Source organism: Curtobacterium sp. AB7 (genome assembly GCF_044909335.1).
In the GTDB taxonomy this organism is placed as follows: domain Bacteria; phylum Actinomycetota; class Actinomycetes; order Actinomycetales; family Microbacteriaceae; genus Curtobacterium.
The window spans coordinates 61,925-82,118 of record NZ_JBIYED010000009.1; the positions used below are offsets into that span (position 1 = coordinate 61,925).

Annotated in this window: 20 protein-coding genes and 1 tRNA gene; 5 read left to right on the forward strand and 16 right to left on the reverse strand. The window is 70.4% G+C overall.

Going from position 1 to position 20,194, the window contains the following annotated elements; genetic code table 11:
- Positions 1-48 precede the first annotated feature (48 nt).
- The 4 genes from ABH929_RS16120 to ABH929_RS16135 all read right to left on the reverse strand — a co-directional run bounded on the left by ABH929_RS16120 (position 49) and on the right by ABH929_RS16135 (position 5,710).
- Complete coding sequence (locus ABH929_RS16120; protein ID WP_404561907.1) at positions 49-1,287, reverse strand: ABC transporter substrate-binding protein; 1,239 nt, start codon at positions 1,285-1,287, stop codon at positions 49-51.
- Positions 1,288-1,331: 44 nt separating this feature from the next.
- A complete protein-coding gene (locus ABH929_RS16125; RefSeq protein ID WP_404561908.1) occupies positions 1,332-2,669 on the reverse strand; it encodes an enolase C-terminal domain-like protein in 1,338 nt (445 codons plus the stop codon).
- Between the two features lie 340 nt (positions 2,670-3,009).
- On the reverse strand, positions 3,010-3,594 hold the full coding sequence (locus tag ABH929_RS16130) for a TetR/AcrR family transcriptional regulator (RefSeq protein WP_205463188.1): 585 nt from the start codon (positions 3,592-3,594) through the stop codon (positions 3,010-3,012).
- Between the two features lie 61 nt (positions 3,595-3,655).
- Positions 3,656-5,710, reverse strand: a complete 2,055-nt coding sequence (locus ABH929_RS16135; RefSeq protein WP_404561909.1) for an MDR family MFS transporter — start codon at positions 5,708-5,710, stop codon at positions 3,656-3,658.
- 188 nt (positions 5,711-5,898) lie between these two features.
- Between ABH929_RS16135 and ABH929_RS16140 the strand changes: the two genes are divergently transcribed.
- Positions 5,899-6,858: a phosphotransferase gene (locus ABH929_RS16140; protein WP_404561910.1), complete on the forward strand. Its 960-nt coding sequence runs from the start codon at positions 5,899-5,901 to the stop codon at positions 6,856-6,858.
- A 71-nt stretch (positions 6,859-6,929) separates the two neighbouring features.
- Positions 6,930-7,376 carry a hypothetical protein gene (locus tag ABH929_RS16145; protein WP_263054744.1) on the forward strand — a complete coding sequence of 149 codons (447 nt, stop codon included), beginning with the start codon at positions 6,930-6,932 and terminating at the stop codon, positions 7,374-7,376.
- A gap of 35 nt (positions 7,377-7,411) precedes the next feature.
- On the opposite strand, the gene ABH929_RS16150 is transcribed toward ABH929_RS16145, so the two are convergent.
- The 3 genes from ABH929_RS16150 to ABH929_RS16160 all read right to left on the reverse strand — a co-directional run bounded on the left by ABH929_RS16150 (position 7,412) and on the right by ABH929_RS16160 (position 10,048).
- Positions 7,412-8,869 (reverse strand): SPFH domain-containing protein, encoded by a 1,458-nt coding sequence (locus tag ABH929_RS16150; RefSeq protein WP_205463192.1) that lies wholly within the window; start codon positions 8,867-8,869, stop codon positions 7,412-7,414.
- Positions 8,870-9,012: 143 nt separating this feature from the next.
- Positions 9,013-9,840 carry an ammonia-dependent NAD(+) synthetase gene (gene nadE / locus ABH929_RS16155; RefSeq protein ID WP_263054792.1) on the reverse strand — a complete coding sequence of 276 codons (828 nt, stop codon included), beginning with the start codon at positions 9,838-9,840 and terminating at the stop codon, positions 9,013-9,015.
- Positions 9,841-9,880: 40 nt separating this feature from the next.
- Positions 9,881-10,048: a hypothetical protein gene (locus ABH929_RS16160; RefSeq protein ID WP_404561912.1), complete on the reverse strand. Its 168-nt coding sequence runs from the start codon at positions 10,046-10,048 to the stop codon at positions 9,881-9,883.
- Positions 10,049-10,231: 183 nt separating this feature from the next.
- Here ABH929_RS16160 and ABH929_RS16165 point away from each other — a divergent pair, with 183 nt between their 5' ends.
- Together ABH929_RS16165 and ABH929_RS16170 are read left to right on the forward strand one after the other, a co-directional pair.
- Positions 10,232-10,669, forward strand: coding sequence for a MarR family winged helix-turn-helix transcriptional regulator (locus ABH929_RS16165; protein WP_205463195.1), 438 nt, complete (start codon positions 10,232-10,234; stop codon positions 10,667-10,669).
- A gap of 116 nt (positions 10,670-10,785) precedes the next feature.
- On the forward strand, positions 10,786-12,222 hold the full coding sequence (locus ABH929_RS16170) for an MATE family efflux transporter (RefSeq protein WP_404561913.1): 1,437 nt from the start codon (positions 10,786-10,788) through the stop codon (positions 12,220-12,222).
- 193 nt (positions 12,223-12,415) lie between these two features.
- On the opposite strand, the gene ABH929_RS16175 is transcribed toward ABH929_RS16170, so the two are convergent.
- Positions 12,416-13,030 (reverse strand): copper resistance protein CopC, encoded by a 615-nt coding sequence (locus ABH929_RS16175; protein ID WP_404561915.1) that lies wholly within the window; start codon positions 13,028-13,030, stop codon positions 12,416-12,418.
- 40 nt (positions 13,031-13,070) lie between these two features.
- Positions 13,071-13,238 carry a hypothetical protein gene (locus tag ABH929_RS16180; protein ID WP_181437521.1) on the reverse strand — a complete coding sequence of 56 codons (168 nt, stop codon included), beginning with the start codon at positions 13,236-13,238 and terminating at the stop codon, positions 13,071-13,073.
- 215 nt (positions 13,239-13,453) lie between these two features.
- Between ABH929_RS16180 and ABH929_RS16185 the strand changes: the two genes are divergently transcribed.
- Positions 13,454-14,167: an alpha/beta hydrolase gene (locus ABH929_RS16185; protein WP_404561917.1), complete on the forward strand. Its 714-nt coding sequence runs from the start codon at positions 13,454-13,456 to the stop codon at positions 14,165-14,167.
- Between the two features lie 34 nt (positions 14,168-14,201).
- On the opposite strand, the gene argG is transcribed toward ABH929_RS16185, so the two are convergent.
- The 7 genes from argG to ABH929_RS16220 all read right to left on the reverse strand — a co-directional run bounded on the left by argG (position 14,202) and on the right by ABH929_RS16220 (position 20,080).
- Positions 14,202-15,644, reverse strand: a complete 1,443-nt coding sequence (argG, locus tag ABH929_RS16190; RefSeq protein ID WP_123293324.1) for an argininosuccinate synthase — start codon at positions 15,642-15,644, stop codon at positions 14,202-14,204.
- Positions 15,645-15,740: 96 nt separating this feature from the next.
- Positions 15,741-15,815 (reverse strand) — tRNA-Arg (locus ABH929_RS16195).
- Between the two features lie 13 nt (positions 15,816-15,828).
- A complete protein-coding gene (locus tag ABH929_RS16200; protein WP_404561918.1) occupies positions 15,829-16,932 on the reverse strand; it encodes an epoxide hydrolase family protein in 1,104 nt (367 codons plus the stop codon).
- 61 nt (positions 16,933-16,993) lie between these two features.
- Positions 16,994-17,668: a cation diffusion facilitator family transporter gene (locus tag ABH929_RS16205; RefSeq protein WP_404561919.1), complete on the reverse strand. Its 675-nt coding sequence runs from the start codon at positions 17,666-17,668 to the stop codon at positions 16,994-16,996.
- The gene (locus ABH929_RS16210; protein ID WP_205463203.1) at positions 17,665-18,018 is read right to left on the reverse strand and encodes a helix-turn-helix transcriptional regulator; all 354 of its coding nucleotides are present in this window, start codon (positions 18,016-18,018) and stop codon (positions 17,665-17,667) included. The genes ABH929_RS16205 and ABH929_RS16210 overlap by 4 nt, the downstream gene beginning before the upstream one ends.
- A gap of 167 nt (positions 18,019-18,185) precedes the next feature.
- On the reverse strand, positions 18,186-18,680 hold the full coding sequence (locus ABH929_RS16215) for an HNH endonuclease (protein ID WP_111085210.1): 495 nt from the start codon (positions 18,678-18,680) through the stop codon (positions 18,186-18,188).
- A gap of 365 nt (positions 18,681-19,045) precedes the next feature.
- Positions 19,046-20,080: a C40 family peptidase gene (locus tag ABH929_RS16220; RefSeq protein WP_404561920.1), complete on the reverse strand. Its 1,035-nt coding sequence runs from the start codon at positions 20,078-20,080 to the stop codon at positions 19,046-19,048.
- Between the last annotated feature and the right edge of the window lie 114 nt (positions 20,081-20,194).

Here is a 20,194-nt window from a genome sequence, read left to right on the forward strand (position 1 = left end):
CGTGGCGGGGCCGCAACGGGCCTCCAGTCCGCTCATTGGTTCAGCTGGTCACTGCGTGCCGAGCTGGCCGGCGATGGAGGACATCGTCTCCTTGCCGGAGGTCTGCCCGTTCACCGCCTGCAGCGCGTACTGCGTGAACAGCTGGGAGAGCTGGTCGCTCTGCTTGTTCCCGAGGAGCGGCGAGGACTTCGCGAGTCCCGCCTTGAGCGCAGCCTCGGCGCCGTCGATGCCGGCGCTCGAGTACCACGCCGACTGGGCGGCGGTGCGCCCCGGGAACGCCCGTCCCGCTTCGGCGAGCGACGTCAGGACCTTCTCGCTCGTCATCGTCTGGACGGCCTTGAACGCCTGCTCCGGGTACTTGCACTGCTTCGAGACACCGAAGCCGGAGCCGGCAGCGAAGGTCGACGGACCCGACGTGCCGGCGGGCAGCGTCGTGACGCCGAGGTCGAACGACACCTTGGCCTTCTGGCTGATGAGCGACCACGGACCGTCGGTGTACATCGCGACCTTGCCGGCGGCGAAGTCGTTGCCCGGCGTCGACGAGTCGGAGGACGCCTGCGTGGCGTATCCCTTCTCCACCAGCGACGCGAGCCAGTCGAGGCCGTCCGCGAACTTCGCGTTCGTCGCGTCGAGCTTGCCGGACTCCGTGATGACCCGACCACCGTTGTAGCCGTAGACCATCGACTCGAGGTTGAGGTCGCCCACCGTCGAACCGAACATGGTGACGCCCTTGGCCTTCAGCGCGGCCCCGGCCGCCTCGAAGTCGTCGACGGTCCACCCCGGCTTCGGCTCGGCCACGCCGGCCTTCGCGAAGACGTCCTTGTTGTAGAACATCATGATGGGGCCGGTGTCGTAGGGCAGGCCGTAGAGCTTCCCGTCGACCTTCATGCCGTCGAGCGCGGTGCTGTCGAACGCGGACAGGTCGGTGCCGTCCTTCTCGGCGAGGTCGTCGAGCGGCAGCAGCGACGACGTGTAGTTCGCGGCGCGGAGGGACTGCATGCTCACGACGCACTGGGCGCCGCCCGCGCTCAACTGCGTGCTGAGCTTCGTGAAGTAGTTCTCGAACGGCGCACCCTGGATCGTCAGGGTGATGCCGTCCTCGCTCTTCACGGTGTCGGCGACCTTCTGCCAGGCGGCCTTGTCCTCCTTCCCGGCGATCCACATGGACCAGGTCAGTGCGTCCTTCGACTGGCTGCCGCCGGCACTGCTGCCGGAGGAACAGCCGGTGAGCACGAGGGCCGCGGCAGCTGCTGCCGCGAGTCCGGCGATGATGCGTCGTCGTTGCATCGGTGTCTCCACTTCGTCGTGGTGATGGGGTGTGTGGGGTGGGATCAGGCGACGCGGACCGCGTCGGGGACCGTCTCGGGGTCGACCACGGCCCAGGCCGGGCCGTCCGGGAACGCGTAGGCGTCGAGGGAGTCGGCGAGCATCTCGGTGCCGGCTCCGGGAGCGGTCGGCGGCCAGTAGCGGCCGTCGTGGACGTCGACCGGGGTCACGAAGTGCTCGTGCAGGTGGTCGACGAACTCGATGCACCGGGTGTCGAGGTCGCCGGTCAGCGCGACGGCGTCGAACATCGACAGGTGCTGCACGGCCTCGCACAGGCCGACCCCGCCGGCGTGCGGGCACACCCGGACGCCGTGCTTCGCGGCGAGCAGCAGGATCGCGAGGTTCTCGTTGACCCCCGCGACCCGGGTGGCGTCGATCTGGAGCACCGACATCGACCCCGCCTGGATGAGCTGCTTCGCGATCACCCGGTTGGCCATGTGCTCGCCGGTCGCGACGGGGATCGGGGCGATGCGCCGGGCGATCTCCGCGTGCCCGAGGACGTCGTCGGGGCTCGTGGGTTCCTCGACCCAGGCGAGGTCGAACGGGCGCAGCCGCTCGATCCAGGTGACGGCCTCGTCCACGTCCCAGCGCTGGTTGGCATCGACCGCGATGCAGATGTCCGGGCCGACCGTGGCGCGGGCGATGCCCATCCGGCGGACGTCCTCGTCGACGTCGCCGCCGACCTTGAGCTTGATCTGCTCGAAGCCCTCGTCGACGGCCTCGCGGCAGAGCCGGGCGAGCTTCTCGTCGTCGTAGCCGAGCCAGCCCGGGGTCGTCGTGTACGCCTGGTAGCCCTGCGCTTCGAGCCGGGCCCGACGGGTCGCACGGTGCGGTTCGGCGGCCCGGAACAGCTCGAGCGCCTCGTCCGGGGTGATCGCGTCGGTGAGGTACCGGAAGTCCACCAGCTCGACGAGCTCCTCGGGGCTCAGGTCCGCCAGCAGCGCCCACAGCGGCTGCCCCGCGCGCTTGGCTCGGAGGTCCCAGAGCGCGTTCACCACGGCGCCGATCGCCATGTGCATGACGCCCTTCTCCGGGCCGAGCCAGCGCAGCTGCGAGTCGTGGACCATCGCACGCCAGGTGCCGCCCATGTCGGCGAGGACCGCTTCGGCGTCGGCGCCGACGACGTGCCCGCGCAGGGCGGCGATCGCGGCTTCCTGCACCTCGTTGCCGCGTCCGATCGTGAACACGAAGCCGGTGCCGACGTGTCCGTCCAGGGCGTCGGTCGTGATCTCGACGTACGCGGCGGAGTAGTCGGGCGCGGGGTTCATGGCGTCGGATCCGTCGTGCTCCCGAGAGGTCGGGAAGCGGATGTCGCGCACGTGCAGACCGGTGATGCGGCTCATTCGTGTCTCCTGCCGTCCGGTCTCCGTCGACCGAACGAGGCAATCAAAACATCGGATGTCTCGCGCGTCAAGAGAACTCTTCGTCACGTTCTGGTCTCGAACGGGGCCGAGTCGTCGGATGGCTGTGCTTTGGGTCGTTCCGCGCGGAGGAGGCCGTTCCGCGCGTAGCGAGCCCGTTGTTCTGGCCCGCTACGGGCGGAACGGCCTCTCATGGCGCGCGCTATGGGTCGAAACGGTCGCGCCCACCGCCCGAGGCGAGTCTCGGGGTCAGCGACGGTTCTCGTGCTCCGCGGCCCGTGACCTGTCGCTCAGCGCGAGACTCGGGGCGGCGCCCGGCGTGTCAGGCGGAGGCGAGCCGGCCCATCTCGGCCACCACGCCGCGGAGGCGGTCCGCCAACTCGTCGCGCGAGCCGTCGGCGAAGCGGTGCGCGGACTCGATGAGCGCCGCCATGACGAGCGTCACCGCGGTCCGTGCGGAGTCGACGTCGGTGCGCTCGGCGGCGACCGTGAACACGGCGAGCCGGGCACGCGCCATCCACTGCAGCATCGCGGGCACCATCTCCGGTCGCGCCTGCACGAGTTCCTTCATGCGACGGCGGTCCGTGGGCAGTGTCACCGTCCGGGCGACGAGGTCGCAGAGGTCCGACACGAGCGGGCCCTCCGCGGTCAGGAACGCCTGCCGTGCCGTGTCAGGCACCGAGCTCTCGGGGAGTCCGAGTGCCGCGTCGCCCTTCGACGGGAAGTAGTTGAAGAAGGTGCGCGGCGAGACGCCGGCGTCGGCGCAGATCTCCTCGACCGTGACGCCGGCCAGGCCCCGTTCGGAGACCAGCGCCAGCGCGGCCTGGTGGATCGCGTGCCGGGTCTGCTGCTTCTTGCGTTCCCGCAGGCCGCTGTCGCCTGCCGGGTGCGATTCGATCGTGCTCACTGCTGCTCCTCGTGCGGGTCGGGGCCTCCCGTCTGGTGACGAGAGGCCCCGGTGGCCGGTCCTACACGCGATCCCGCTGGACGGGGATCGAACCGGTGACGGGCGCCGTGGGCGACCCCATCGTGTCGGCCGCCTTGACGGCCTGCACCTCGAGGTCATCGGCGGTGCCAGCCTGGTCGGCCTGCTCCTGCAGGGCCGAGCTCTTGCGGAGCGGCGGCGCCTTGAAGAACCAGCTGAGGACGAACGCCAGCAGGATCACGGCGAAGCCGACCCAGTAGACGGTCACGGCCGACGCGTTGAAGCCGCTCATGAACGGCTTGGTCAGTGCCGGGGTCGCACCGTTGAGGTAGGACGTGTCGCTCGTCTCGCTGCTCGAGCTGCTGCCGTCGCCGGCCCCCTTGTCGATCTGCTTCGACAGTTCGGGGGCGAGCTCGCCGACCCAGTACGAGCGCTGCGAGGCGTCCGACCAGTCGACCACGAGCTTGCCGTCCTGCACGCTGGCGTGCGCCTTGTCGGCTGCGGCGGTGAGGGCCTGCTGCTGCACGGCCTCCGGGGCGCCGGTCATCGCGGCGGTGACCTGCGCGGTGGCCTGCTCGAGGCCGGACTGCACCTGCGACTTCACCGGGGTGACGATCGGGTTCCAGATCTGCTCCATGACGCCCGCGTTCGCCTTCGCCGTGGCGACGGTCGGGTTCAGGGCGGCGTCGAGCGCACCGGACAGGTTCTTCTGGTCCGCGGTGGCGTGCAGGATGTTCGCCGGCATGATCGAGAACAGGATGCTGAGCAGCACCGCCGTACCGAGCGTTCCACCGATCTGGCGGAAGAACGTGGCGGACGACGTCGCCACACCCATGTCCCGCGGCTGCACGGAGTTCTGCGAGGCCAGGGTGATGCTCTGCATGAGCTGCCCGAGGCCGAGGCCGATCAGGAACATGCCGATCATCAGGAACCAGAGCGGCTTGTCGATCGTCATGAACGTCAGGACGACGTAGCCGACCGAGACCAGGGCCGTGCCGATCACCGGGAAGATCCGGTAGCGACCGGTGCGGGCGACGATCTGTCCGGAGGCGATCGAGGCGATCATGAGACCACCGATCATCGGCAGGGTCGCGAAGCCGGACTCGGTCGGCGTCAGCCCCGTGACGATCTGCAGGTACAGCGGGATGGTCAGCATGGCGCCGAACATCGCGAAGCCGACCAGGAACCCGAGGATCGTGGCCATCGAGAAGGTGCCCGAGCGGAAGAGCTTGAGCGGGATGATCGCGTCGTCCTTCATGAGGGTCTCGATCACCAGGAACGCGACGAGCCCGAGCGCGCCGATCACGTAGCAGGCGATGGCGCCGGCAGAACCCCAGCCCCAGGTGCGGCCCTGTTCGGCCACGAGCAGGAGCGGGACGAGCGTCGCGATGACCGAGGTGGCACCCCACCAGTCGATGCGCGGCTTCGCCTTGGCGTCACCGAACTTCGGCAGGTGCAGGAAGGCGATGACCATCAGGAGCGCCGCGACGCCGATCGGCACGTTGATCAGGAAGACCCAGCGCCAGCCGGTGACACCGAGGATCGTGCTCGCGCCGGCGAACAGGCCGCCGATGAGCGGGCCGATGACGGACGAGATGCCGAAGACCGCGAGGAAGTAGCCCTGGTACTTGGCGCGCTCACGCGGGGCGAGGATGTCGCCCATGATCGCGAGCGGCAGCGACATCAGCGCACCGGCACCGATGCCCTGGAAGGCACGGAATGCGGCGAGCATGATCATCGAGGTCGACATCGTCGAGAGCAGCGAGCCGAGGATGAAGACCGCGATGCCGAAGATGTACAGCGGCCGGCGGCCGAAGACGTCGGAGAGCTTGCCGTAGATCGGCGTCGTGATGGTCGACGCGATCAGGTACGCGGTCGTGACCCACGCCTGCTGGTCGAGACCGTGCAGGTCGTCGCCGATGGTGCGGATCGCGGTGCCGACGATCGTCTGGTCGAGCGACGACAGGAACATGCCGGCCATGAGGCCGTAGATGACGAGCAGGATCTGACGGTGCGACATGATCGGCTTGCCCGGCGTGCTGGCCGGGGAGTCGTGTCGTCCGCGCGACACCTCGACGGGTGCGGTGGCAGTAGACATGGAGGTCCTTCAGGGGTGCGTGGTGGTCGTCGTGCGGGCAAGGGACGCCGGAGCGTGTGTGGCGGGCCGTCGAACGGCGGGTCAACCTTGCAGACGCTGCAACTTTACATTAAGAGCACGTTTGCCGCCAGCGCAAACTTGCCATCCCTGCACGTCCGTGAACGGCTTCTCAGGTAGCGTCGTCGGGCATGGGGCGAACTGCGTGGACGGACGTGCCGGCGGTCCTGCGCGACCGGGTGGAACAGACCCTCGGCGGAACGGTGACGAACGCTGAGTCCCAGACCGCCGGGTGGTCGCCGGGGAGTGCCGACCGTGTGGTCACGGCGACGGGGCGACGGGCGTTCGTCAAGACGGTCTCGCGATCGCGGAACGCCGATGCCTTCGCCCTGCACCGCCGGGAAGCCCGCGTGGTGGCGCAGCTGCCGTCGACCGTGCAGGCGCCGCCCCTGCTGGACGCCTTCGATGCCACCGTGGACGGCGACGAGTGGGTCGTCCTGGTCCTCGACGACATCGAGGGCAAACACCCCGGGGCAGCACTCGACGGCAGGGACACCGCGGCGGTGCTCGATGCACTGGACACCCTGCCGTCGGCGACCGGCGACCTCGGCACGCTCCCCCGGATCGCCGACGACCTGCGACACGAGTTCGGCGCGTGGGACCGGATGCTCGGCGACCCCACCCTGTCCGACCGGGCCGCCGAGGTCGTTCCGGTGCACGTGCTCGCCGCCGGACCCGAGTTCGCCCGCACCGCCGCCCGGGCAGCGACCCTCGTCGACGGCGAGCACCTCGTGCACGCCGACTGCCGTGCCGACAACCTGCTCGTCGACCGCTCCGGGGCCGTCTGGGTCGTCGACTGGCCGTGGGCGAGCATCGGCGCGCACTGGCTCGACCCGCTGACCTACCTGATCGACACGCTCGTCCGCGGCGAGGACACCGACGTCGAGCACCACCTCGCCACCCACCCGGTGTTCACCGGTGTGCCCGCCACCACGGTCGACGCCGTACTCGCCGGTCTCGCCGGTCTGTTCTTCGAGCACGCATTGCCCCCGGCACCGCCGAACATGCCGACCATCCGTGACTTCCAACGGCGCGAGGGTCTGGCCGCTGCGGAGTGGCTGCTCCGCCGGTGGGACACGACACCGCATTGACGACGAACGACAGGCGTCGGGTACCCCGTCTGTCCAGCAAGCGCGGCACCACGGAGCGTACGGTCCCCCGCATGACTGATGAGCACCGCACTCCGCGTCCCGAAGACGACGCCGCGCGCCTCGGTCTCGTCGTCGTCGGAGAGGCAGCAGCGCTGCACTCCGGTGACGAGGCGGCACTGGACGCGAGCGAGCAGAACATCCGCGACACCATCGACGAGATGGTCGACGAACCCCTGACCCCGCGCCAGGAACAGGTGGTCGAACGACTGGCATCGGCCGGCGGGACCCTCACCGCCGGACTCAGCGGTGCGCTCGCGGCGCAGACCGGACGGAGCGTCGACGACATCCTCGAGGGCGCGGCCCGCAGCGTCGTGTGGCAGCAGCGGCTCGCCGACCAGCGCGACGCTGCCGGCGCCGAGGACCCGCGCGACGCGGACCCGCGCAACGGCGGCCAGCGCGAGGACGCCGGTGGCCAGCAGCGCGAGCGCCGGGACGAGAACGGGCGCGACGAGGACTGATCCTCGCCACGCCCGCTGCGCGCTGCCGCTGACGACTACTCGATCGGCTCCACGACATCGGCGGACTGCTCGCGCACGACGGCCCGGGCCGCGGCCTGCCCCGTCGTCGCACTCTTGACGATGTCGCTCAGGGTGAACCCGGCAGTCGTCCCGAGCAGAGCGTCCACCTCGCTGAACTGGCTCACGACGCTCTTCGACAGGGCGCCGGCGCCGTCGGAGGACACCACGGTCAGCTTGTCGATGTTGCCCATCGGCGCCGCGAGTTCGCGGGCGATGCTGGGCAAGGTCTCGATGGCCTTGACCCGCAGGACGGCTTCGGAGTGCTGCGCGAGTGCGTCGGCCTGGGCCTTCGTGGCGTCCGCCTCGGCCTGGCCCTTGGCGCGGATCGCATCGGCGGCAGCCGCACCCTCGGCACGGGAGGCGTCGGCGGCCAGCTTCCGCGCCTCGGACTCGGCCTTCGCCTCGGCGGCGATCGCCTCGGCGGAGATCCGACGGGCCTCGGCCTGGGCACGAGCGGTCTCGACCTGGGCACCGGCTGCGGCTTCGGCCTCGACACGGGTCTTGCGCGCCTGCGCCTCGGCGACGGCGGAGACCTCGGACTCGAGTTCGGCACGGCGCAGCTCGGCACGCTTCTGCGCGGTGATCTGCTCCTGCTCGACGACGCCCTGCGCCGCACGGGCCTGGGCGAGCGGACCGGCGGCTGCGGCCTCGGCCGATGCCCGATCGGCGTCGAGCTGCAGCGCGGCACGTCGGATCGCCAAGGTGTTCTCGGCCTCGGCGATGGCCTGGTCGGCGGTCGCACGGGCCTCTCGCGCTTCGCGGTCGGCCTGCGCCTCGGCGTTCTCCGCCTCGAGCCGGACGCGGGCGCGTTCGGCACGGCCGAGGTCACTGATGTACTCGTTGCGGTCCGAGATGCCCTTGATCTCGAAGGAGTCGACGTCGAGCCCCTGGCTGTGCAGCGCGTCCTGCGCGACGGTGAGCACGGCGACGGTCAGTTGGTCGCGGTTGCGGATGATCGTCGACACGTCGGTCGCGCCGATCGACGCACGGAGCGAACCCGACAAGACTTCACGCGCGAAGTCGTCGATCTTCTTCTCCTGCCCGAGGAACCGCTGCGCGGCCGCCCGGATCGAGGAATCGGCCTCCCCGACCTTGACGAGCGCGACGGCCTCGACGTCGATCGTCACACCGCGGGAGTCCTGCGCGTTGACGTTGATGTCGATCGCTCGTGAGCTGAGCGAGAGCTTCGCGACCTTCTCGAAGAACGGCCGGACGAGGACGCCGGCTCCGAGCACCACCTTGATGCCGGACTCGACGGTCTCGGTGCCGTCGTCGTTCTTGACCTTGCGCGAGCGCTTGCCGGTGATGATGAGCGCTTCGTCGGCCCCGGCGTTGCGGTACACGACCTTCGCGTAGATCAGCGCGATCACGGCGAGGACGATGATCCCCACGATGATCAGCGGAATGGCACCGAGCGCGAACAGTACTTCCATGACTCCCCCTCCGGACCAGGCGACAGCCTGGATTCCGCATCTGTTGTTCCGTCGGCTCCCATCCTAGGAGACCGCGCGGACGGACAGGAGGCGCGGTGCAGGATCACCTGCAGCGCGCCTCCTGTCGATGGTCGCGTCAGCGCCTACGCGCCCGCACGCCACCAGTCGTCGAAGGGCGTCGCCGGCACCTGGCGCTTGTGCTCGGTCGCGCGGTACCGCGCCTCGATCGCCTCGGCGACCTCGAGCGGCACGTCGTGCCCCTGCAGGTAGGCGTCGATCTCGGCGTAGGACAGCCCGAGGTTCGCTTCGTCGGTCTGGCCGGGCGTCTCGTCGAGCAGGTCTGCGGTGGGGGCCTTCTCGTACAGGCGGGCGGGCGCTCCGAGGTGCTCGAGCAGCTGCCGCCCCTGGCTCTTCGACAGGCCGGTGAGCGGCGTCAGGTCGACGCCGCCGTCGCCGTACTTCGTGAAGAAGCCGGTGACCGCCTCGGCCGCGTGGTCGGTCCCGACGACGAGCAGCCCGCGTTGGCCGGCGACGGCGTACTGGGCGACCATGCGCATCCGGGCCTTGACGTTGCCCTTCACGAAGTCGCTCAGCTCGACGCCCGAGGCAGCGGTGTCCTGCATGACACCGTCGACGCCGTGCTCGATGTTGACGGTGATGCCCGGGTCGGCTGCGATGAACTGCAGGGCGAGTTGGGCATCGTCCTCGTCGGCCTGCACGCGGTACGGCATGCGGACGGTCGTGAACTCGGCGGGGTGACCCTCGGCGCGGAGGGACTCGACCGCGAGCTGGGTCAGGCGCCCGGCGAGCGTGGAGTCCTGGCCGCCGCTGATCGCGAGCAGGAACCCCTTCGCGCCGGTCGTGAGCAGGTAGTCACGGAGGAACCCGACACGGCGGGCGATCTCCTGCTCCGGCTCGATGGTCGGCTGGACGTTGAGGTCCGCGGCGATGGCGGCTTGGAGTTCACGCACCACCCCAGTATCCCGCTGCACCCGCCGTTGCGCACAGGGTTCAGCGGACGGGTTCTGCGTGCAGCGGCCGGATCGTGTTGTCGTGGTCGACGCCGATCGCGCAGGTGCAGACGACGCCGAGCGTCTCGGCGCTCTGCGTCAGGCGGAACCGCTCGACGTGCGCCGGCCCGACGTGCCGGTCGAGCGGGTGGGTGTCGTGATCGTGCACGGTGGTGTCCTGATCCTCGAGTGACTCCCGGCAATGGCACCGGGACCGACAGGCGGGTGGTGAGTCCGCTCCTGTGCAACCTACTCGTCGGACCGGATGGACCAGCACACCCGTCCGGGGGTCATTTGCACCGGAGGCCCACACGCGTTGACAGTTAGAACTCGAACAGTTAGAGTCCTGATCATGCAGGCACCGGATCTCACCACCCCGCTCGAACTCATGCGGTGGATCGGATGGGCACAGCGCAAGGCGGCCGACGAGTGGGTCCGTGATCGGGACCTCACCCGCGAGCAGAGCTTCGTGCTCGGGTACCTGCAGCAGAACCCCGGAGCGATCCAACGCGACATCGCCGAGATCACCCGGACCAGCGCGGCCAGCGTCTCGAGTCTCCTGCAGGGCCTCGAGCGGCGCGGCCTCGTCGAACGACGACCCGACGCCACGAACGGTCGGACGAAGACCGTGCACGCCACCCCTGCGGGCATCGACCTCATCGCCGGCTTCACCGACGCGATGGTCGCCCTCGACGACACCCTGCTCGCACCACTCGACCCGGACGAACGCGCCACCCTGCGGCACCTGCTGCAGAAGGTGACCGCGGAGCTCGCACCGCCGACGCGGTAGCGCCCGCCCCGGCACCGACGTCACCGGCGCGCTCGACGCGCCACGGGCCTCCCGGCGCCACCCCGCACGCGACGGCATCCCGTCGCGCCCTCAGCCCTGCCCACGAGGAGGCAGTCATGACCACCACGACCCCCGAGAACACCGCAGTGGCCACCAACCGCTGGTACCTCTCCGCCGCCCCGATCGCCCGAGCCCTCGTGCACCTGTGTGTGCCGATGGCCGCGGCGATGGTCGTCAGCGCCCTGTACAACGTCATCAACGCCGGCTTCATCGGCTCGCAGCACGACACGTCGCTGCTCGCCGCGATCACGTTCGGCACCCCGCTGCTCGGCATCGTGATGGCCGTCGGCGGTGTGTTCGGCGTCGGCGGCAGCGCCCTGATGTCCCGCTTGCTCGGCGCCTCGGAGCACGACCCCGCCAAGGCGCAGGACATCAAGCACGTCGCCTCGTTCGCGCTGTGGGGAGCCGTCGTCACCGGCGCGGTCCTCGCCGTCGTGGGACTCGTGTTCCTGCGCCCGCTGGTTGCCGTGCTCGGTGCCGACGCCGCAGCCGTCCCCGCCACGAGCGAGTACGTCGCCGTGATGCTCGCGTTCGTCCCGGTGCTCGCCTCGTCGTTCGCCCTCGAGCAGATCGTCCGCTCCGAGGGTGCCGCACGCCAGGCGATGATCGGCCTGGTCCTGTCGACCATCGGGAACCTGGTGTTCGACGTGCTCTTCATCCTCGTGCTGCACTGGGGGGTCGGCGGTGCAGCGCTGGCGGTCGGACTCGCGAACGTCGTGTCGATCGCCTACTGGGTGACGTGGCTGCAGCGGAACAGCGAGAACGTCAGCTTCGCGCCGAAGTGGTTCACGCTCCGGGCCGACATCCTGAAGCCCGTCTTCGGCATCGGCGTCGGCGAACTGCTGCAGTCCGCCTTCCTCATCGTCACGACGCTCGTGCTCAACAACCTCGCCGCCGCCTACGGCGACGACCCGCTCGCCGCCATGGGCGTCGCGGTCCGCATCGCACAGGTGCCGGAGTTCCTGGTGATGGGTGTCACGATCGGCGTACTGCCGCTGCTCGCCTACGCGTTCGGCAAGGGCGACGCTGCACGACTCCGGGCCGCTCTGCGCGGAGCCGCCGTCACGGTCGGGGCGATCGTCCTCGTGTTCTCCGGCGCGGTGTTCACGTTCCGCGAGCAGGTCTTCACGATCTTCTCCGGCGACCACTCGGTCCTCGCGATCGGCCTGACGATCCTGACGGCGCAGCTCGTCGCCGCCATCGTGAACGGGTTCACCGGACTGCTCACCTCGCTGTTCCAGGCGACCGGCATGGTGCTGCCCGCGATGGTGCTGTCGCTGGCGCAGGGTGTGCTGTTCATCCCGATCGTCATCGTCGGCAACCTGTGGTTCGGACTCGCCGGGATCATCTGGGCGCTGACCGTCACCGAGGTCATCGTGTTCGTCGCCGCGGTGGTGCTGTGGCTGGCGTCGCGCGGGAAGATCGCGCGCGGCCTGGCCGCCGGCAGCGAGGAGCGGGCGGACGCCGCGCTCGAGGAGGCACCCGCCGCGTAGCGGGCCGCGCTCGCATGGTGAGCAGAAGCGGGGGTGGACGCGGCCGGCGTCGGACGGGAGGCCCGTGGCGGCCGGGTGGCGGGCCTCCCGTCCGGCGCGTGTCCGGGGCGCGGGCACGGCGCATGGTGAGCAGGAATGGTCGGGTCCCGGAAGGCGACCCGACCATTTCTGCTCACGAAGTGAGCGGGGCGCGCTACGCGCGACCGCGACCGCGGCCGCCGCGGCGCAGGAGGAGCACGACGACGGCCCCGGCGGCGAGGACCGTGCCGGCGCCGAGCGCGACCCAGACGCCCGGGGCGATGCCCGGCGCCGAGTCGGGCGCACCATCGGATGCCCCGGTGGCCGTCGCGGTCGACGTCGGAGTGGGGGTGACGGTGTCCGACGTCGGCACCGTCGTCGCCGGAGTCGTCGCGGACGGTGTCGCGACCGCGGCCCGGTACTCGAACCCGTACGTGCCGTCGATCGGGTGCCCGTCCGGCGACACGTACCGCCAGAGCACCGTGTACGCGCCGTTCTCGAGTTCGACGGCCTTGCCCATCGTCATGCCGGAGACGGTCACCTCTCCCGTCGACACGTCGGTGCCGTCGGCGTCGGTGACCTGGATCCGCAGCCCGGCGTCGAGGCCGGCGAGCGGTGCCTCGCTGAACGTCAGGTCCACACGGTCGAGCGGTTCGGTGATGACCGCGCCGTCAGCGGGCGAGCTGCCGGTGAGGGCCGAGTGCGCCGAGGCCGGTTGGACCCCGATGAGCGCCAAGAGCCCGCCGACGACGATCGCGAGGGAAGCTGCCGTCGTTCGTCCTGTCCGCATGCACAGACTCTACAAGCCGTAGAGCAGCGGAGCGGACGGCTCAGATCTGCTCGCCGAGGAAGTCGGCGTAGGACGGCTCGCGCCGTGCGTCGCCCGTGCTGGTGGAAGCGTGGCCCGTTCCTTCGAGGCGTTCGGCCACGAGGGCTTCGAGGTCCTCGGGCGACCGGAGACCGTGACGGTGCCAGTCGTGCTGCATTCTGGCGGCCATGATGACCAGCCCTTCGTCGAGATGATGCGCATCTCGGATTCGTCCGGATCGACCCGCTGTGCCAGACCCCACAAGCGTGTGGGGAGCATCGTGACGACGGGTCCCTGATGACCGATCCAGTTCCTCCACGGTAGGGGTTCCGTCCGATGTCGTCGAGTCCGATGCGCTTCTCGGCCGACCGCGCGCCGCCGCGCGGATCGCCGTAGCGTCGGGGCATGGAGATCCTGTTCGTCCACGGCGCCCTGGTCCGCGACGGTGCCTGGTGGTGGCAGCCCACCGCCGACCTGCTGCACAGCCGCACCGGCATCCGCAGTCGGGCGGTTGCGCTGCCGTCCTGCGGTGAGGGCCCGGCGGGACACCCCGACGGTGGGCTCGCCGAGGACGCAGCCGCCCTGCGCGCCGCCCTCGACGACAGCGACGGGGCGATCGTCGTCGGGCACTCCTACGGCGGCACCGTGATCGCCGAGGCCGGACGACACGACGCCGTCGCGCACCTGCTGTACGTGTCCTCGTACCTGCCCGACGTCGGCTCCGCGCAGGCCGGCATCATGGCCGACGAGCCCGACCCCGTGTCGATCGGCCCGGCCGGTGACGGTGTCCTCGCCGTCGCCGGCTACGACGCTGCGTCCTTCGGTGCGCGCTTCCTGCAGGACGCCGACGGGAACACGCAGCGAGCGGCATGGGAGCGGGTGACCGCCCAGTCGGCGGGGGCGTTCGTGACGCCGACGACGGCAGCCGGTTGGCAGGACGTCGACTCGACCTACCTCGTCTGCACCGAGGACCGCAGCACCACCGTCGGGCTGCAGCGCGCGCACGCAGGGCGGGCGACGCGGAGCGTCGACGTGCCGACCGGGCACCACCCGTTCATCACGCGGCCCGACCTGGTCGTCGAGCAGCTGGAGCCGCTGCTCGACGCTGCCACCGCCTGAATCGCCGCCAGGACGACGGACGGTCTCGCTCTGCTCAGTCGGTGCCGGAGTCGAAGGCTGCGCCCTCGGAGGCGAGGTCCGTCCGGCGTCCGAGTGCATCCTCGGCGTCCGAGGCGATGACGGCGCCACCGAGGATCTCCTCGGACTCGCCCGCCTCGAGCTCACCGACGAGCTCGGCCGTCGCACCGCCGATGAGACCCGCGGCTGCGTACTGCTCGAGCCTTGAGCGGGAGTCCGCGATGTCGAGGTTGCGCATCGTCAGCTGGCCGATGCGGTCGTCCGGACCGAAGGCGGCGTCGCCGACCCGCTCCATCGAGAGCTTGTCGGGGTGGTACGACAGCGCCGGACCCGTCGTGTCGAGGATCGTGTAGTCGTCGCCGCGACGCAGGCGCAACGTGACCTCGCCGGTGACGGCCGAGGCGACCCAGCGCTGCAGGGACTCGCGGAGCATGAGCGACTGCGGGTCGAGCCAGCGGCCCTCGTACATCAGACGCCCGAGTCGGCGGCCCTCGTTGTGGTACGACGCGACCGTGTCCTCGTTGTGGATCGCGTTGAGCAGCCGCTCGTAGGCGATGTGCAGCAGGGCCATGCCCGGTGCCTCGTAGATGCCGCGGCTCTTCGCCTCGATGATGCGGTTCTCGATCTGGTCGGACGCGCCGAGGCCGTGACGACCGCCGATCGCGTTCGCCTCGTAGACGAGTGCGACGGCGTCCGTGTACTCCTCGCCGTTGATCGCGACGGGGCGTCCGGCCTCGAAGCGGATGCTGACGACCTCGGTGGCGACCTCGACGTCGTCACGCCAGGCGGCGACGCCCATGATCGGCTCGACGATGTCCAGGCCGCTCGAGAGCTCTTCGAGGCTCTTCGCCTCGTGCGTGGCACCCCAGATGTTGGCGTCGGTCGAGTACGCCTTCTCGGTGGAGTCGCGGTACGGGAAGCCGCGGGCGACGAGCCACTCGCTCATCTCCTTGCGACCGCCGAGCTCCTCGACGAACTCGGAGTCGAGCCACGGCTTGTAGACGCGCAGACGCGGGTTGGCCATCAGGCCGTAGCGGTAGAACCGCTCGATGTCGTTGCCCTTGTAGGTGGAACCGTCGCCCCAGATGTCGACGCCGTCCTCCTTCATCGCACGGACGAGCATCGTGCCCGTCACCGCACGACCGAGGGGCGTCGTGTTGAAGTACGTCTTGCCGCCGGAACGGATGTGGAACGCGCCGGTCTGCAGGGCGACGAGGCCCTCTTCCACCAGGGCGCTCTTCGCGTCGACCAGGCGGGCGATCTCGGCACCGTACTCGTGGGCGCGGCTCGGGACGGCGTCGATGTCCGGCTCGTCGTACTGACCGATGTCGGCCGTGTACGTGCAGGGGATCGCCCCCTTCTCGCGCATCCAGGCAACGGCGCAGGAGGTGTCGAGACCCCCTGAGAACGCGATGCCGACTCGTTCGCCGACGGGGAGACTGCTCAGGACCTTGGACACGGGGTCAATCGTACGGGGAGACCGGGGGTCGCTACCGTCCAGCGCGACGGTTGTGGAGAACTGCCCGGCAAAGTGCCCCTGGAAGGCACGACCTGCTGGTGCCCCTGGAGGGACTCGAACCCCCAACCGTTTCCTTAGGACGGAACTGCTCTTCCATTGAGCTACAGAGGCTGGCCCATCCACTCTAGCGGCGGAACGGCTCCAGGAACGTCGTGAGCTCGTCGACGTACAGCGCCGGTTGCTCGAACGGCGCGAAGTGCCCGCCGCGCGGCATCATCCGGTACGACACCAGGTTCGTCGTCCGCTCGAGCCACGCCCGCGGCGGCTCCACCAGGTCGCCGGGGAACAGCGAGAAACCGGAGGGCACCTCGACCCGGCGGGCGAGCTGGTCCGCCGGGATCGCGGCGTTCGCGTGGTACATCCGCATCGCCGAGCCGATCGTGCCGGTGGCCCAGTACTCGGTCAGGAGCGTGAGCACCTCGTCCCGCGTGTAGACGGACCACAGGTCGCCGTCGCAGTCGCTCCACGACCGCAGCTTCTCGACGATCCACGCGGCGAGCCCGGCCGGTGAGTCGTTCAGGCCGACCGCGACGGTCTGCGGCTTGGTGCGGTGCATCATCGCGTAGGCACCCTCGGCGTCACGCCACCGGGCGGTCGCCGCGACGAACCCGCGTTCCTCCGGCGACAACGTGTCGAGGTCGATGCCGGGCCAGGCGAGGCCGCCGTCGATGCGGTGCACGGCGACGACCCGGTCGGCGTGGTCGAGCGCGAGGTAGCGGGCGACGTGGGTGCCGATGTCCCCGCCGGCGACCGCGAACCGTTCGTAGCCGAGCTCGGTCATCAGCTCGGCCCACATGCCGGCGACCGCTCGGGCGTCGATCGGCTGCGGTGGGGCGTCGGAGAACCCGTACCCGGGCATGTCCGGCACGATCACGTCGAAGCCGGCCTCGACGAGCATCGGCAGGACCTTACGGTACCGCCATCCGGAGTCCGGCCAGCCGTGGGCAAGCAGGAGCGGCAGCGCGTCGGGCGTGTCCGCTCGGGCGTGCAGCACGTGGATCCCGGTGCCGTCGATCGTCAGCCGTCGGCTGGGCAGTGCGGCGAGCGCGGCCCGGTGCGCGTCGAAGTCGAAGCCGTCTGCCCAGTACTCGATGAGTGACCGGAGCTCGCCGACGTCCGCCCCGAGCGACCAACCAGCGCCAGCGGGGGCGTCCGGCCAGCGCGTGGCCCGCAGTCGCGCGCGGAGGTCCTCGATGGTCGCGTCGTCGATCTGTGGTGTCTCGCCCATGCCCGCGACGCTACTCAGCGGGACCGACACGCGGACGGCGATCAACGCACCCGAGCCCGCGTCAGCAGCAGTCGCAGGCGTCGACCGCGCGCTCGCCGGTCAGGGCGGCGACCGGCTGCTTGCAGGCATCGCCCCGCCAGGCCTCGAGCCCCTCGCGCACCGCGAACACGACGACCACCAGGCCGGCCACCGGATCCGCCCACGACCACCCGAACAGCGTGTTCAGGAGCAGCCCGACCAGCACCGCGGCGGACAGGTAGCTGCACACCAGGGTCTGCTTGGAGTCCGCGATCGCCGACGCCGAACCGAGTTCCGTGCCCGTGCGACGCTCGAACAGACTGAGGAACGGCATCACGGCCAGGCTGACCGCCGCCAACACGATCCCGACGGTGCTGTGCTCCGGCTCGCGCAGCCCGGTCAGGGTCAGCACCGCGTCGACACTGACGTACAGCGCCAGTGCGAAGAACGACACCGCGATGACCTTGAGCGTGACGCGCTCCCGCGCTCCGGGGTCCGGCCCGGCGAACTGCCACGCGACGGCAGCGGCGGACAGGACCTCGACGACGGAGTCGAGTCCGAAGCCGATCAGCGCGGTCGAGGACGCCACCGAACCGGCTGCGATCGCGATGACCGCCTCGATGACGTTGTACGTGATCGTCGCGGCGACGATCAACCGGATCTGTCGCTGCAGCACCAGTCGGCGATCGGGGACGACCGGAGCCATCACCCTGGTCATGCGCCGGGCCCGCAGCAGAGCGGGACGTCGCAGTCCTCGTCCGTGCACGCTTCGCCGTCGTCGACGGCGAGCACGACCTCGAGGAGCGAGCGGATCGCGGCCCCGAGGTGCGGGTCGGCGATCTCGTACCGGGTGGAGCGACCCTCGGGCACCGCGACGACGATGCCGCATCCGCGCAGGCACGCGAGGTGGTTCGAGACGTTGGACCGGGTCAGCCCGAGTTCAGCCGCGAGCCGGCCCGGGTAGACGGGCGCTTCGAGCATCTCGAGCAGGATCCGGGAGCGCGTCCGGTCCGCCATCGCCCGGCCGAGCCGGTGCATGACGTCGAGCCGCGGAGCCATGGTCAGCATGCGCTGACCATACAGCGTTCGCTGACGTGTCGCGACCGAACGGCGGACGGGAGGCCCGTGGCGGGGCCGCCACGGGCCTCCCGTCCGCCACGGGGTGAGCACAAGGCGACAGGTCGCCACCCGCGACCCGTCGTCTCGTGCCCACCGGGCGCCTGCGGCGCAGGCCGCTACGCGGCCACGAGGTACTCGTCCCACTCCGCCTGCGGGCGCTCGATGCCGCGCACGACCCACGACGAGCCGTGCGGGATCTTCGGACGGAAACGCAGCCGCCACCCCATCTCCTGCGGGGTGCGGTCGCCCTTCTCGTTGTTGCACGCCAGGCAGCAGGCCACGAGGTTCTCCCACGAGTCCTGCCCACCGCGCGACTTCGGCTGCACGTGGTCGATCGTCGTCGCGTGCCGGTCGCAGTACGCGCACCGGTTGGCGTCACGGCGCAGGACTCCGCGGCGCGACACCGGCACGAGTCTCGAGTGCGGGATGCGCACGTACCGGGTGAGGATGATGACGGACGGCCGATCGAAGCTCGAGGTCGACCCGGTGACCGGGTGTTCGAGGTCGGCTGCGACGACGGAGGCCTTCTGGTTCATGACCAGCACGAGGGCTCGTCGGAACGAGATCACCGCGAGGGGCTCGTAACCGGCGTTGAGGACGAGAGTGCGCATTGGTTCCCTTCCGACGTGCCTGGACGGCTTCCAGGCGCTGCGGGTGCGTCGGACCGGGGTCCTTCGCAGGTGACCGTCGCTCGCGCACACGTCCCCTGAACCACGAAGAGCACCACCCGGAAGGGCAGTGCTCTGGTCATGCAGGGGCGTGCTCGTGCACGCAGGCGGTGGTCGACCGTATGTCGATGCGCGCGCGCCGACCCATGGTGCGGGTCGTGCGGAACAACGACATGGGGTCTCCCTGCTCGGGGCCTTGCGGACCGGTGCAGCGCCAGGCTACGTCAGAAACCGGCCCGGCACGAGGGTGTGCGGGCCGGTTTCGGCGATGTTCACGGGTTCGATGCCCCGCGGTCGGGTCGGATGCCTCAGATGCCGAAGCGGACGATGTGGTAGTCGCTGGTCCAGATGGGACGGATCGACACGGACCCACCGGGCTTCGGGGCGTCCATGATCATGCCGTTGCCCATGTAGAAGCCGTCGTGCGCCTCGTTGTTGAAGATGACGACGTCGCCGGGCTGCGCCTCGGACTCGGGGATCGTGGTGCCGGCCTGATCCTGCAGCGGCACCGAGTGCGCGAGGTTGATGCCGTACTGCGCGTAGACGAACATGACGTAGCCCGAGCAGTCGAAGCCGGACGGGTCGGCGCCGCCGAAGACGTACGGGGTGCCGATGTACTGCTTGGCGGTGGCGACCACGGCCGGCAGCGAGAACGGGGTGTCCGCGGCGCTGGAGCTGGCCACGTAGTCGGCGGCGGACGGACCGGTGTACGAGGCGTACTGCTCGGCGGTCTGGGCGCGCGCCGCCTGCGTGGCCGATGCTGCCTGCTCGGCCTGTTCCGCGGTCGCCTCGGCCTGGTCGGCCGCAGCCTGCTTGGCCGCCGCTCGTGCGTCGAGCGTCGCCGTCGAGGTGGCGCCGTAGCCGTCGCGGCTCGTGCCGGCCAGCGCGACGGCGTCGGACACCGAGAACTCCTGGCTCTCGGTCGCGCGGACCTGACGCTGCGCGTTCGCGGCGTCGGTGCTGGTGGAGGGCTGCGCGGCGAAGGCCGGGGCAACGGCCACGGTGCCGAACATGCCGGCCGCGACGGTCAGGACGATGGGCGCGAGGAACTTGCGCTTGCGCGACGACGAGGTCGCCTTGGCTGCGGTCGCCGTGGCTGCGGCCTGTGCGGCTCGACGGCCACCGGGGAGCGGGGCGGAGCGGACCGAGACGACCTTGCGGGTCGGGCGGGTGTCGGCCTGGCGGACGGACCGCCGGGTGAGCGGTGCGTCGGTGGCGTTCTCGGTGTTCGTCGGGTTCGCGGGCGTCTGGTCGTCCGCGGCGGAACCGGTCTGCGTCAAGGGTGTGGTCTCCGGCGTCTCGTCATCACGCTGCCGTGGGTGTCCGGCGGCGTGCAACCCCATCCGTTCGTCATCGTTTCCGATCGAGGCAGGAGACGGGTTCGAGACGTCCTGCCACGGGTCTCCGGCTCAGGCGCAGCCGGGGACTCGACGAGTGTACGGGGCCGTCGTTACCTT